Annotated in this window: 14 protein-coding genes; 2 read left to right on the forward strand and 12 right to left on the reverse strand. The window is 46.2% G+C overall.

Annotated elements, in window-relative coordinates; translation table 11 throughout:
• Positions 1-77: 77 nt before the first annotated feature.
• Entirely contained in the window at positions 78-1,568 is a 1,491-nt protein-coding gene (locus NST33_RS23775) for a glycoside hydrolase family 43 protein (protein WP_339305369.1), read from the reverse strand.
• A gap of 180 nt (positions 1,569-1,748) precedes the next feature.
• Here NST33_RS23775 and NST33_RS23780 point away from each other — a divergent pair, with 180 nt between their 5' ends.
• The gene (locus tag NST33_RS23780) at positions 1,749-2,651 is read left to right on the forward strand and encodes an ArsR family transcriptional regulator (RefSeq protein ID WP_221824657.1); all 903 of its coding nucleotides are present in this window, start codon (positions 1,749-1,751) and stop codon (positions 2,649-2,651) included.
• Between the two features lie 105 nt (positions 2,652-2,756).
• On the opposite strand, the gene NST33_RS23785 is transcribed toward NST33_RS23780, so the two are convergent.
• The 8 genes from NST33_RS23785 to NST33_RS23820 form a co-directional block, all read right to left on the reverse strand.
• Positions 2,757-2,906 carry a hypothetical protein gene (locus NST33_RS23785; protein ID WP_165790026.1) on the reverse strand — a complete coding sequence of 50 codons (150 nt, stop codon included), beginning with the start codon at positions 2,904-2,906 and terminating at the stop codon, positions 2,757-2,759.
• A gap of 106 nt (positions 2,907-3,012) precedes the next feature.
• On the reverse strand, positions 3,013-3,957 hold the full coding sequence (locus NST33_RS23790; RefSeq protein WP_221824658.1) for a GNAT family N-acetyltransferase: 945 nt from the start codon (positions 3,955-3,957) through the stop codon (positions 3,013-3,015).
• A gap of 421 nt (positions 3,958-4,378) precedes the next feature.
• The gene (locus NST33_RS23795) at positions 4,379-5,116 is read right to left on the reverse strand and encodes a DUF1361 domain-containing protein (protein WP_221824660.1); all 738 of its coding nucleotides are present in this window, start codon (positions 5,114-5,116) and stop codon (positions 4,379-4,381) included.
• Between the two features lie 41 nt (positions 5,117-5,157).
• Positions 5,158-5,586 carry a GNAT family N-acetyltransferase gene (locus tag NST33_RS23800; RefSeq protein WP_221824663.1) on the reverse strand — a complete coding sequence of 143 codons (429 nt, stop codon included), beginning with the start codon at positions 5,584-5,586 and terminating at the stop codon, positions 5,158-5,160.
• A 28-nt stretch (positions 5,587-5,614) separates the two neighbouring features.
• Positions 5,615-6,025, reverse strand: coding sequence for a GNAT family N-acetyltransferase (locus NST33_RS23805; protein WP_339305374.1), 411 nt, complete (start codon positions 6,023-6,025; stop codon positions 5,615-5,617).
• 128 nt (positions 6,026-6,153) lie between these two features.
• Complete coding sequence (locus NST33_RS23810; protein ID WP_221824788.1) at positions 6,154-7,380, reverse strand: amidohydrolase; 1,227 nt, start codon at positions 7,378-7,380, stop codon at positions 6,154-6,156.
• A gap of 218 nt (positions 7,381-7,598) precedes the next feature.
• Positions 7,599-8,153 carry a methylated-DNA--[protein]-cysteine S-methyltransferase gene (locus NST33_RS23815; RefSeq protein WP_221824667.1) on the reverse strand — a complete coding sequence of 185 codons (555 nt, stop codon included), beginning with the start codon at positions 8,151-8,153 and terminating at the stop codon, positions 7,599-7,601.
• Positions 8,154-8,195: 42 nt separating this feature from the next.
• A complete protein-coding gene (locus NST33_RS23820; RefSeq protein WP_221824669.1) occupies positions 8,196-8,900 on the reverse strand; it encodes a DNA alkylation repair protein in 705 nt (234 codons plus the stop codon).
• 189 nt (positions 8,901-9,089) lie between these two features.
• Here NST33_RS23820 and mgtE point away from each other — a divergent pair, with 189 nt between their 5' ends.
• Positions 9,090-10,460, forward strand: a complete 1,371-nt coding sequence (mgtE, locus tag NST33_RS23825) for a magnesium transporter (RefSeq protein ID WP_221824670.1) — start codon at positions 9,090-9,092, stop codon at positions 10,458-10,460.
• 69 nt (positions 10,461-10,529) lie between these two features.
• On the opposite strand, the gene mmsB is transcribed toward mgtE, so the two are convergent.
• From mmsB to chvE, 3 genes are read right to left on the reverse strand one after another with little or no spacing between them, the layout of a single operon-like run.
• On the reverse strand, positions 10,530-11,693 hold the full coding sequence (gene mmsB, locus NST33_RS23830; protein ID WP_036674453.1) for a multiple monosaccharide ABC transporter permease: 1,164 nt from the start codon (positions 11,691-11,693) through the stop codon (positions 10,530-10,532).
• Positions 11,662-13,227 carry a multiple monosaccharide ABC transporter ATP-binding protein gene (gene mmsA / locus NST33_RS23835; RefSeq protein WP_047844003.1) on the reverse strand — a complete coding sequence of 522 codons (1,566 nt, stop codon included), beginning with the start codon at positions 13,225-13,227 and terminating at the stop codon, positions 11,662-11,664. Before mmsA ends, mmsB begins: the two co-directional genes overlap by 32 nt.
• Positions 13,228-13,248: 21 nt before the next feature.
• Positions 13,249-14,334, reverse strand: a complete 1,086-nt coding sequence (gene chvE / locus NST33_RS23840; RefSeq protein WP_221824672.1) for a multiple monosaccharide ABC transporter substrate-binding protein — start codon at positions 14,332-14,334, stop codon at positions 13,249-13,251.
• Between the last annotated feature and the right edge of the window lie 219 nt (positions 14,335-14,553).

Below are 14,553 nucleotides of genomic sequence, written 5' to 3' on the forward strand. Positions count from 1 at the left end.
TCGCATTTATTAATTTATCTATATTTTGACACAAATCAAAAAAAAGAGAAGGACCATTAGGTCCTCCCCTTCACTTCTTAATGATATTCACATTTGAAATTTGTAAACTCAGCTGAAGCATCTTGCCCGCTCGCGTATAACCCAATAAGTACACCTGTAAAACCTCCTGCCACCTCCGAAGAAAGGTATCTCGTCTGTGCCGTGCCCAGCAGAATCTCTTCACCATCTGTTTGAATCAGGAAACTGTAGCGTTCCTGACTTGAGCGGATCACCAGCGTTGCATGCTGTTTATTTCCCAGATCCACTTCATGTTCTATCGATTTGATATCACCGATATTTAGACGCTCGACCACCTTATAACCGTCCTGCTCCTGACGAATAGCCACTTCATAATGATGATTCTCATCCATGTAGATCGTGATGCCGGCTTCTCCAATCGTCAGACTAATATCAACTGAAATTGTTGCATTAAAGTCTTTTTGACGTAGCCCGATGAACGTCGGGGATGCCGGAACGTCCAGCGTTACATCGGTTCCTGTTAGCGTAAGCTTGTCTGATTCGAGCTGGTAATGCTCTGTATTTGGATGACGAAGATAACACCAGTCGAGGTTCCAGTCTGTATTTTCAAACGTATAATTCTTCTTATCCTGCTGGATCACCGTATCCGGGATACGATTGGTCTCAAAACTCGTCAGTGTTGTGCCTTCATGCCCGGCTGTAAACCATCCGTCTTCACCAAACGTAATTGGAGTCAGAAATACTTCTCGGCCCAGATGATGGTATGTAGCCCATCTGCCAATCTGTCGGAATCCCAGGTGAAAGAGCCACCAGTTCCCCCGATCATCCTGAACCACATCACCATGCCCTACTCCCTGGAGCTCATATCCGCCCAGATTACGGTTGGTTAGAACTGGATTTTTCGCATAGGCCTCGAACGGTCCTGAAGACGAAGTTCCCCGGGCATACGTTACCATGTGACCATACTCGGTGCCGCCTTCGGCTGCAAGCAGGTAGTAGTAACCGTTCATTTTATAGAGATGCGGACTTTCCAGATATCGTCCACCTGTTCCGTTCCATATCGAACGACTCGGGGTCAGTTTGCGGCCAGTTTCAATTTCAAGCTCACACTGAACAATTCCGCCAATGCCTTCATCATCCACCCCGTTACTCATAAACAAGGTTTTTCCATCTTCAAAATACAAATCGGGATCAATCCCGCCTTGATCCACATAAATAGGCTCAGACCATTCTCCGTAGATATCGTCCGTCCAGACATAGAAATTCTGATGCGTCGTATCATTCGTTGTGACCATATAAAAACGCCCGTTATTGTGCCTGATGGTTGGGGCAAATACACCCCCGGAGCTATTCACCGTCTCGAGCTGAATCTGGCTTTTACGAGTCAGGCAGTGACCAATCTGCTTCCAATTCAGCAAATCCTTGCTTTCAAAGAGCGGTACGCCCGGAAAATATTGAAAAGAACTACACACCATATAGTAGGTATCGTACACCTTAATCACACTAGGGTCTGGATAAAAACCTTTCACAACAGGGTTATTGTATTTCATTACTCCACTCCATCTCTTATTATAAAATTCACATATATAAGAATTCAACTTGGTAACAACTACAAAAATTAAACACCATCGGGCATTAACTTGCAATGAATCTGGATTGCATCTTGGAGTTAATTTCATTAAATTAATATATATGTGATTTTAGAAGATTGAGGGTAGGGAGTTGTAGAGATGATCAAAGCAAATGGGGAGCCCCAGTTCCTTCCTTTATATGAGGCGCTGGCAAGCGAAGTCAGATGGAGAATCATGGATATGATTGCAGATCGCGAAATGAATGTGAAGGATATTGCGGCAGCCCTAGAGCTTAGCCCCTCCATTGTCACGATGCATATTCGCAAACTGGAGGATGCGGGTCTAATTGGGAGCAGACGAGTTCGGATAAACGGAGGGACGCACAAATTATGTTACCTCAAGCAAAATCAGATTGAGATCGAGCTGCCATCCCCAAGCCAAACTTCACGAACCAGAGAACAGACGATAGCCGTGGGACACTACACTGCTTTTGATATTCACCCTACCTGTGGGCTAGGAACACTTGAGAAAGAAATCGGCGTATGGGACGATCCACGTTACTTCCTTGATCCTGAACGTGTTCACGCCGCTATCTTGTGGTTTGGGAAGGGCTATGTTGAATATAAAACACCTAACTTTGTACTACCGGATCAGACAACTGATGCTATTGAAATTTCGATGGAACTGGCGTCTGAAGCTCCGGGATTGCGAGATCATTGGCCTTCGGATATTCGTTTCACCTTCAATGGCATTTCACTTGGAACGTGGACAAGCCCTGCCGACTTTGGCAGAGCAGCACGCGGCAAATATACGCCGGAATGGTGGCATCGCAATGTGAATCAGTATGGATTATTGAAGACCATCCGCATTGATGCCTCCGGTACGTATATGGATGGTGAGCGGATGTCAGACGTTACTCTCGCGGATATTAAGCTTAGCGAACCGTTCTGGACGCTTCGCTTCACAGTTGACGAGGAAAGCCCCAACGTAGGGGGATTAACGATCTATGGTGCCGGTTTTGGTAACCATGATCAGGATATTGTTATTCGTGTATTGAGTTAATTCGGCTCACTGCACAGGAATCCATCCCTTTCCTGACCTGCAGGAGAGGGATACATCGGAAATGCTGTTCCTCAGCTAATTTTGAAGCACAAGCCTAATCAATCTTTACCCTCGTTCTTTCAACAGGTCCTTAATTTCCCTTAACTCTGATAATATTTCTTTGGTGTGCTGGCTATTTTTTGAGTTATCTATTCCAACTTTCACAACATAAATACCGAGGAACAGATACACCACCAACATAATGATCATTCCCATGTACATCTCTCCTTTCCAAATCAGAACACGTTCTACGAACGTTCACTGTCCCCTATATCCTCTCTCTCCAACTGATTTCCATGGCCTTCAAAATAAAGGGCAACCTTCATTGTGATTCCTCCTCAGGAATATACATCGTCTGAATCTCCTGCACACCCGGAATAAAGCCCAGATTCAGATACACGGACTCCGCATCATTTCCTTGCATCACATACAATCGTAGAACGGGATACTCACCCTTAAGCGCATTCAATGCTCTCTGTAACATCAGTGTAGCCAGACCTCTGCCTCTATAGGCCGGCCGAACCCCTATGCTGTATACGGCAGCCTGATTATCCTGCAGACAAAGACGACAGTTGGCAATAAGCTGCCCCGTTTCCTTATCGTATAAAAGTGTAGATGCCTGAGTTAGAATCTCATTCGTATAATTAGGGTCATCATTTGGAATAAAATCTGCGTACGTGGTATGTTTTCTTCGTGTAGCTTCAAGACTTCCTGCAAAACTCTCCAGGTCACATTGAGCAATCTCATCTTCATTCGCATATTTTCTATTTCCGGTTTCACTTTCAATAATCTCTGGACTCTTCACGGTTACCCTGCTGTCCCACTCGATCTCAAAATGATCTGTAGGCCGCTGCATCCAGCGACATCTGAACTCCACTGGCCAGAATCCAGCTCTTGCATATAGATCGACTTGGTCTGGAAGAATCTCAAAGGTCAGAATACGTTTGCTGCGATCCGACCACTGTAATAATTTATGCTTCAGAAGCTTCAATACCTCAAAGCACTGCTGGAATGGCGGGACAAAAAATAAATGATACATCCGGTTAGGCTCCATTCTCACGCCACCTATTTTGCTTTCACCTTTGTAAATCCAGTACGCACTGATCTTGGAAGAACTGAACTCTTCTTCTCTGAAAAATCCGACATAACGCATATCATAATAAACCGTGCAATATAATCCCCATTCGGCAAAATCAGCTTTGCGAATCGAATATTCATCCGACAGATCATATTGAAGAATATCTGTAGACCACTCAGTTAACCCCATACGTCATTCCTCCTTAATTCTAATTAAATGAAAAACAATCAAATCATTTTTCTATACGCCACCCCGTGAACATGAATTAACACCTGCTGTGCTTCCATACGTTCGAAGAAATCCAACATGTCCTTAAACGGATTCTCGAAATACGAAGACTACCAAGGAAAACCTCTAATGTCTGCCCTGTTTCTGTATTCTTGAACATACAGTGCTCGCCGTGAACATCAAAATACCAATTTCCCGTTAATTCTTCTTCTCCGTGGATTACATCCGCATTGGTCAGCAGATGGTACGCACCTGCGAGGATTTCCGCCCGATCAGGCTGATCGGTTTCCAGTATCAGTTGGTCGATCAATTGCCGCGCGATTTTTTTGGTACATATCCATCACAGCCAACAATTCTTCCGTAATTTCCTGCGTTATCGCCTTCATAATTTCAGATCCTTTGCCCTTTCCAATGAAGATGAACTGCCAGACCTTGCGGTTAGCAAGGATATAATAACGTATCCAAAAAGTTGAACCGTAAATACAATGGCGACAAACTCAACCATTATGCTGTTCGCTGCATTAAAATCATTCACAAGATCCACAAAGATCTTCCCAGGTCGGGATAATACATCCCACGAATTCCACCGATTAAATCTACCAATGTAGACCCCTATACTGCTCAATAGCAAAATAACACCGACAACCATCATACTAATGTACTTATTTATTAATTTGTTTAACATTTCGTGGATCTGAATGATCGAACAAGTCGAGAGCAGCAATCCGATGATCGCTACGGCAAACGTCAGGGTGAGTCCATACCAAAAATCAATATTAACCCAAAATCTAACTTCCCCTTGAGCATCAAAATATCTGAATGAATGCAGAATCTCCGTAAAAAGGTAGGCCGCATTGGGCAGAAAAAAGAGCCATACTCCATACATCAGCCCCATACATATCATGCTCGTTGTGGTTAATTTCTTATTAAACATGTATCTAATGCAGGATGAGATGATGAATGGTACCCATGCCAGGAACATATCCCAACTTAAAAATCGATACATATTCGTATCTGTTTGAGCACGTAAATACATCACAACACCTAGACAACATAAAGTAGCCACGAGCAAAGTAACGATGAGTCGGACATCTTGAACCGGATGTTTGTTATCTTTCATTTCTTTGCTTCTACTTCCTTTTCGTTGATGAATGTTATAAGTTATAAATACTTTTTAAATGCCTTGCTGGATTCTCCGTTGTACCCCAATTTTGTATAAAAGTGATGTGCTTCGTTTCTGGATGATCCGCTCGTAAGAAACACCTTCACACAATTTTTCTGCTCACATACATGCTCTATATGTTTCATCAATTCAGACCCATATCCCTTGCTCTGCACATGTTCCGTAATGATAACCCGCTCAACTACGCCGAATGGTCTATTTTCCACCAAAGCATCCAGACAAATATGTAAATGAGCCGTGCCGATCACCTGATCACCTATTTGATACACAAACAAAAAACTGTTTGGATTATTCCGAACCTCTTCAATCCGTTCTGCCAGTACCTTCGTGTTTAAGTTGTTTGGCAATAATTCTTTATACAACCTTTCGATAACTGCTGCATCTCTAGCTTCCGCTTCTCTTATCATCAAACTCCCCCTCCTTGAGGTTTATCCACTAAATTTTCTTGGTCAATATAATCTCCAAAGGTTGTGTATCGAGCAACAGAGCCCCAGCATCAACATACCCCAGCTTTCGATAGAAATGTTGGGCATGTTCGTCTGATTGCGTTGAAGTCATCACCGTATCAAAGCCTTGTTGCTTCATTAAATTTTCCCAGTGATGCACCACTTTTTTGCCATATCCGCCGTTTCGATAGGGTTCATCAATCCAGATCATATTCATGAAGGGAAGGTTGTCCCAAAAGTAACCGTACCTCATCCATCCAACTCTTGATCCCTCGTCCTCGTCCCATAGGATGAATATTTCTTTCTCACTAATCTTCGTTTTCACAAGTGGCTGATGGATATGCCGATCTCTTTCAATGATATAGTCATAGTCGGCTTCCGTTGCATATTCAATCTTCATTGGAATTGCCCCCTTCATTAACTACGTCCATCATAACCCAAAATGTGGTATATGCGAACAGTTCCTTCCTCTTTTTCTCCCATGCCAAAAAACCACGGTTTCCCGTGGCTACACCTGTTCTATTTTCCTCAATCCGTTGTTGATCCGCTGACTAATTGCCCCATGTACCATACAGCTTGCCGCGCAGATCGCCGCGCAACGGCTTGCGCCGAACAACTCGCATGCACCAATACAAAACTCGCGGTGTCGCCTACCTTCGGCCAGACTTGCTCCCCTTGTGAATCCAGTGGTGTAATCCCTCCTGTTACCCATGCCAAAGATTGAGACAAGGACAGTTCGTCACTATATCCGTACAGTTCTGCGAATCGTCCCGCTTTCTCAAGCATATCCCCATTGCCAAAAGGAGACCAATGATCCGTCAAGCTGTCTGTGGCCAGCTTCACGTTCACACCCATACGGCGGAGCATTGGAAGAGGCATCATCGTTCTGCCAATGGGCACCGTGGAAGCAATGCTCATCCCAAGCGAGGCCATTCGCTGCGCCATATCTTCTGCTTCCTGCTGGTCTGCGCCGCCGAACCAGAACGCATGACTTACCGTAACTTTACCCTGAAGCCCTGCGGCTTCGGTCAGATTCGCGAGTTCCAGCAGCGTTTGTTTGCCGGCCTGCCCGCCATCATGCAAATGAATATCGATGCCCGCCTGGTGCTGAACAGCCAGTTCAACCATGGCGTTCAGTGATTTCTCAATCTGTTCGTCCACCGTATGGGGATCAAGTCCGCCCACATGTGTTGCCCCTTCCTTCATCGCTTGGCCCATAAGCTCCACTGAATGGGAGCGAAGAAGTCCATGCTGCGGGAAAGCCACGATCTCGGAAGAGATTTTGCCCGAGAATGATTCCAGAGCCTGCCGCGTCGCTTCCAGTCTTTTCAAGCCACTGACAGGTTCAATATTGCAATGACTACGTACATGAGTGGAGCCGTACCCCTGGATCAAGGTCAGAATACTCTCCGCTTGACGCTGGGCATCTGGTAGCAGTTTGGGCAACAGAACCTTTTCTTCTTCGATACGTTCGAAAATACTGGAGATACGCTTAACGGCTCTCCACGGCCCATCGTAGTAGGTTTTATCCAGATGAATATGTGCCTCCTCGAACGAAGGTAACAGCAGAAGTCCCTTGCCATCTACTTGTGGTAGATCGCTAGACAACGGTTTGTTTCCTTCCACAATCTCCGCGATCACTCCATCTTTAATCCGCAGATGAGCGGAGCTTGTCCGTGTCCCCGTCACCTGTTCCCCCTCCCGAATATAACTCCGCTCCACAGTCACGTTTGTTAACCAATAAGCCTGTTTCATCATGTCTCCCTCTTTTCTTACCCGGCATTACGTCCCCCGGATACCGATTGATCTATGATCCATGGTACCATACGGTTTCACCGGGCAAAAATACGTAAAACGTTGGTGTTCCATATGCGGAACGTTTGTATTACGCTACATTATATACATGCAAAAAACAGGCACAATACGTGCCTGCCCCGTCCACTCACCTTAATCTTCTTGATTACGCGAGTCTATTAAAAATGAAACCGCGCATGCCCTCCATCGGTCACGCCTTCAATCTGTTCGATATCCAGCAGTCTGCGCTTCATCTCCAGGCCTCCCCGGAACCCGGTCAGCTTGCGATTAGCCCCAATAATGCGGTGGCACGGTAGCAGAACCGGAATTGGATTGGCTCCATTTGCAGCACCAACCGCTCGCACAGCCGAAGGTCTTCCAATCGCAGCGGCAATGTCACCATAGGTCCGAATTTCACCGTAAGGCACACGCCCTAACTCTCTCCATACCTCCTGCTGGAAGTTCGTTCCGATCAAGTCCAGTGGGATCGCTTCTGTATAAGTCATGGGCTCTCCTGCAAAATAGGACTGCAACCAGTTCATCATACCTGTTTGTTTCAGAGCATCCTCGTTCTCTTCCAGTTCCACGCCAGGTGCAACTTTTTGTATCCAGCCGTTCCAATCTTCCAATGTTTCGTTGGGCATAACCACTCGGCACAATCCCTGTTCCGTAGCGAGCAGCACCCATGGACGACCGTCCAACTGCATCGTGGTGTACATCAACTTATTTCTCATTCGTTTATCGCCCTCTCCCCGGTGGAATGCTTCAAGTTAGGACTAAGAGGTAACCTGCCTCTTCACCTTACGTTTCATACTGCGGATGATCTGCTTGCTCTCCGGATCAACGCGATAAGATTCCGTGATTTTCTGAAGTGCCTTATTATACGTAAAATCGTCCAAGGTATTATCCTTTAGATAACGCATAGTCACCTCAGGTTGTTTCACATAAGCCATTGAGATGGCCCAAGCCACTGCCATTTTCACATAATACGCCTCGTGTCTAATCTGATCCAATGCGGATAGAACCTGATCGATATATCGCTCATTCAGATAAAAATTCAACAGCATTACCACACCAAACCGGATTTCATATTCCTGATCTGATCTTAGATACGGCTGCAAGAACGCCCACATGGGCTCCGAATGGACCTTCGTATATTTCAGTCCCGCACAGAAGCTGTCACACACCGACCAGTTGTCAATCTTCGGTACAAATGTTTCAATAGCCTTTAACAGTTCGTCCAGATCAGCCTGTACATGTCCAATGACCATTGCTTGCAACATCACTTCTTCAAAATATTCATCCTCTGCCGTTTCCAGATACGTGCGCCAGTCCCCGGCGGCAAGCTGCTTGGCAATTTTTCGTAAGGCTGGCAACCTTACACCAAGTACATTCGTGATGTTGGGAATAAGTGCAGCCGAGAATTTCTGATACTCCGGCTCAACCATGCTGAGCAATTGTGTTCTGATATCTACTTCCACTAGCGCATGTCCTCCTCGTCTGTTGCTGTACAACAAGTATATCCTTGCAGCGAATGTTTGTAAGCCCATATCGAATGTTTGAGCAAGATTACAATATCATTTTGGGTATTCTCTTTTTCTCCATTTGTTTAACCGCCAACCTATTTCGTTTAAAAATATGAAGCTGACCGAATAGAAAGGAGTGTCGATATGAACGGACCTCATACCAAGAAAGATTTCTCCGTGGAGGAGATCACCGAACAACTCGTGCAACATGTACAATCCCAGAACCTTCCCGATTTCTATAAATTGGTGAAAGAACTGCATCCCTACGACCTCTCACTTGTATATAAAAAGTTCCCTGAAGAAGAAACCAATCGGTTTCTGCTCCTGTTCAAACCCGATGCTCTGGCGGATCTCGCCGAGACCTTGAAGCTGCACGAACAGATTCAACTGTTTGAACGACTTGGGCCGGAACGAACACTTGAAGTCATGCAGCAGATGGACAAAAGTGATCTGATTCGGTTCATGCACGATTTACCCGCCAAACGCAGAGAAGAATTGCTGTCCAACATGAATCTGGATCACTCTGCCATTATCCGATCCGTGCTTAATTACCCGCCGGAGACGGCAGGACGCATCATGACAGATCGGTACCGGACCCTGCTCTCCCACGAGACAGCAAAGGAAGCCCTACGGCAATCGCAAGGCACCATGCATATCTCCCCCTCCAGTTACCTCTATGTGACCGATGATGAAGGCAAACTGGTCGGTGTTGTGAGTTATCGATCTCTTGCCTTGGCTGACGATAAGACCCAGGTTGAAGAACTGATGACCCGGCGGGTGATCCATGCAACGGTAGATATGGACCAGGAAGAAGCAGCACAGCTTCTACAGCGTTATGAGTTTATTGCACTTCCGGTGGTGGATGAAAATCACAGGTTATGCGGTATCATTCAGATGGATGATGTCATCGATATTATTATGGATGAAGCCAGTGAAGATTTGGCCAAGATGGGGGGCGGCAGCAAGGATATCGACTTTGATACCAAACCACTTGTGGCCGTCACACGCAGGCTTCCCTGGCTCATATTGCTTCTCTTGATTGGATTAATCTCGGGAAGTATCGTGGATTTTTTCGAGGATACATTGAATCAGGTTGTAGCACTGGCATTTTTCATGCCGATGATTGCAGGTATGACAGGTAACACAGGAACGCAGTCTCTGGCTGTTGTGGTACGCGGACTGATCGGACGCAAACTCGACAAAGCCACCGTACTCGCACTGATTGGTCGGGAGATCAAGGTAGGCATAATGATTGGCTTGGTATGTGGATTGCTGATTACTGTCATCGCTTATTTCTGGCAAGGGGACTGGCTGCTGGGCGCCATTATAGGGGTATCTCTGTTCCTCACTCTTGTCATTGGTACACTGACCGGTACATGCATCCCGCTTCTGCTTAGTCGTTTCAAAGTCGACCCGGCTGTTGCCTCTGGCCCGTTAATCACCACATTGAATGATATCTTGTCCCTGTTTATCTATTTTGGCATCGCCACACGTTTCCTCGATGCCTTGATGTAAATAAGTTGGGCATACAGCAAAACAGACCTGATCCTGAGATCAAGGTCTGTTTTTTCATTTTATCCAGTGTTACGCTGATCTTTTATTTTTATTATAGATATCAAACGCTACAGCGAGCAGTAGTACCAATCCCTTAATTCCCTGCTGCCAGTCAATACCGAGACCAATCAGGGACATCCCGTTATTCAGCACACCCATAACCAAACCACCGATGATGGCACCAAATACCGTACCTATGCCCCCTGAAGCGGAAGCACCACCGATGAAGCAGGCCGCAATGGCATCCAGCTCGAAGTTGGTACCCGCTCTTGGCGTAGCTGCATTCAGACGTGCGGCGAAGATCAACCCGGATACCGCGGCAAGTGTACCCATGTTTACGAAAACCCAGAAGGTTACCTTTTTTGTTTTGACCCCAGACAGACCTGCGGCCTTCTCATTACCTCCAAGCGCATACACATGCCGTCCCATGACAGTACGATTCATAACGAAGGAGTACACAACGATCAGGACAAACAGCAGGACCAGGATATTCGGAATACCTGCATAACTTGCGAGTACAAACGTAAACAGATTTGTCACAACAGCCACCACAATCAACTTGAGCAAAAACAGTCCCTGTGACACGACTTCAAATCCATATTTTCGCTGGGAACGGCGTTCCCGCAGTTCATTGACAATGTACCAAACGGTGAGCACAAGACCCACAATGATAGATACCAGACCAAAACCTGAGAATTGAATGTCCGCCAGGAAGCCAGAGCTTATTTTCTGGAAACCACCCGGGAAAGGAGAGATCGATTGCCCCTCCAGCACGATCATCGTCAAGCCGCGGAACAGTAACATCCCTGCCAGCGTCACGATAAATGCCGGAATCCGCACATAGGCGATCCAGAAGCCTTGCCATGCACCGATCAAAGCTCCAACCAGCAAGGAAGCGATGACTGCAAGCCAAGCCGGAAGCTGCCAATCAACCATCATAATCGCAGCAACGGCACCAACAAAGGCTGCAATGGAACCAACAGACAGGTCAATATGCCCGGTAATGATGACCAGCACCATTCCGATCGCCAGCACCAAAATGTAACTGTTCTGCAAAATCAAATTTGTAATATTAATCGGCTTGAGCAACAGCCCGCCTGTAAGTACCTCGAACAAAAGCATAATCACAACCAAGGCAATAATCATGCCGTATTGACGGATATTATTTTTGAACAGTTTTGTTATCATTTCCATGCTTGCCGCCTCCAGACTTGGTCATATATCTCATCAACGTTTCCTGCGATGCTTGCTCCCGGCTGACTTCACCGGTGATTCGTCCGGCATTCATCACATAGATCCGGTCACACAGGCCAAGAACCTCCGGAAGCTCGGATGAGATTACCAGTACACCCTTGCCTTCAGCAGCAAGCCGATGAATGATCGTATAGATTTCGAATTTTGCTCCCACATCAATACCGCGGGTAGGTTCATCCAGGATAAGAATATCTGGTCCGGCAAAAATCCATTTGCTGAGCACCACTTTTTGCTGGTTGCCTCCACTCAGATTACCGGTCTTCTGCAAAATACTTGGTGCTTTGATGTTCATGCTTTTCTTCATCTTTTCTGCTACCAGTACTTCTTCACGCTCGTTCACTACTGCGTTTCGCGTCAGCTTGCTCAGACCCGTCAAGGAAATATTGCGCTTGATGTCATCCATCAGAATGAGTCCGTATTCCTTGCGGTCTTCTGTCACATAAGCAAAACCGTTCTGAATAGCCTCTGTGACAGTATTGTTGTGGATCGGTTTACCATTCTTAATGAGTTGACCCGAAATATTCCGGCCATAGGATTTGCCAAAGATACTCATGGCAAGCTCGGTACGCCCAGCGCCCATCAGCCCGGCAATACCTACAATCTCACCACGTCTGATATTCATATGGATCTGATCCAGTACTTTCCGCTCGGCATGATGTTCGTGATATACCGTCCAGTCCTTTACCTCAAGGATAACTTCACCTATGGTGGCATGACGCTCCGGATAACGGCTGGTGAGATCACGTCCTACCATTCCGCTAATAATCCGGTCCTCCGTCACTTTTTCCTTCTTCATATCCAACGTCTCAATCGTCTTGCCATCCCGTAAAATGGTCACGGAATCGGATACCTTGGATACCTCATTCAGCTTGTGTGAGATCAGGATACAGGCGATGCCCTGTTTCTTGAATTCCAGCATCAATTGCAGCAGGTTTTCACTGTCGTCCTCGTTCAACGCAGCGGTTGGCTCATCCAGAATAAGCAGCCGCACCTTTTTGGAGAGCGCTTTCGCAATTTCGACCAGTTGCTGCTTGCCTACCCCGATGCTGGATACCAGCGTGTTTGGATTTTCGCTCAGTCCCACCTTCGAGAGCAGTTCCCGTGTACCTACAAAAGTTTCCTTCCAGTTGACAATTCCTCTGCTGGCACGCTCATTGCCCAGATATATATTTTCCGCGATTGAAAGGTAGGGAATCAGGGCCAACTCCTGATGGATAATGACGATTCCCAGATCCTCGCTCTGCTTAATATCCTTGAACTCACAATTTTTGCCCTGAAATAAAATGTCACCTTCATACGTGCCATGTGGATATACACCACTCAACACCTTCATCAACGTAGATTTACCTGCGCCATTTTCACCACATATGGAATGAATTTCGCCTTCACGGACTTTCAGATTGACATTTTCCAGCGCTTTGACGCCAGGAAAGGTTTTGGTGATGTTTTTCATTTCCAGAATGATTCCGGCCATGGGATGTGCTCCTTTCATTTATTATTTCAGTCCGATTTCTTCCTTCGTGTAATACTGTGTACCAACGATATCCTGCTCCACATTTGTACGGTCCACTGAGATCGGATCCAAGAGATACGCCGGAACAACCTCAATTCCGTTGTTATATGATGTTGTATCATTAACTTCCGCCTGTTTTCCTTGCAAAATACTATTGGCCATCTCTACCGTCTTCTCCGCTAGCTTCCGTGTATCCTTGAACACCGTCTGCGTCTGTTCCCCGGCCACAATGGACTTGATTGAGGCAAGTTCTGCATCCTGTCCTGTAATAACGGGTAGCGGCTTGTTCGAAGTACCGTAACCAATCCCTTTCAAGGATGAAATGATACCAATACTGATTCCATCATAAGGAGATAATACTGCATCCAGATTATCACCCGAGTAATACGCACTCAGCAGGTTATCCATCCGTGACTGGGCCAGTGCCCCGTCCCAGCGCAAGGTCGCAATCTGGGCCATCGTCATCTGCTTGCTGCGTACCACCAGTTTGCCGGAATCGATGTACGGCTTCAGCACAGACATCGCACCGTCGAAGAAGAAATAGGCGTTATTATCATCAGGAGAGCCACCAAACAGCTCAATGTTATACGGTCCTTTTCCATCCTTGAGTCCAAGCTTTTGTTCAATGTAGGAGGCTTGAAGCACACCCACCTTAAAATTGTCGAACGTGGCGTAATAGGTTAAGTATGGCGTATTGCGAATGAGCCGATCATACGAGATCACTTGTATCCCTTCGTCATGCGCTTTCTTGATTACATCCGTTAATGTGTTGCCATCCACGGACGCGATGACCATCACATCCACACCTTTGGTGATCATGTTTTCAATCTGTGAAATCTGATTTTCGACCACATCCTCAGCATACTGAAGATCGGTTTTGTACCCCTGCTCCTGAAACAGACGGACCATGTTCTCCCCGTCTCCCACCCATCGTTCTGATGATTTGGTTGGCATCGATATACCGACATATCCCTTGTCTTTGCTGCCTGGACCACTCTCTGCCAGATTGCAGGCCGAGAGCATCAAGGTCATCACCAGAAGCCAGATGAGCATTGCTCCTTTTTTCATATGAAGTTCCCCTTTCCTCACGTCATACGGTTCTGAATGAGTTATAAGATAACGCTTACAATGCATGTAGTGCATCCTGTTGCTTGCTGTTCCTGTCTGAGACTAATGGTAGCATTCGAGATGCCGCAAGGTCTTTGCACGTTTTGAACCTTTTTTATAAAAATTCAACTTTTGATGGAAACGCTTAAAATACAAGTGTGACCCATGAGAAACCATACC

Origin of the sequence: Paenibacillus sp. FSL L8-0435, assembly GCF_037965655.1 — a bacterium.
Taxonomy (GTDB): Bacteria; Bacillota; Bacilli; order Paenibacillales; family Paenibacillaceae; genus Paenibacillus.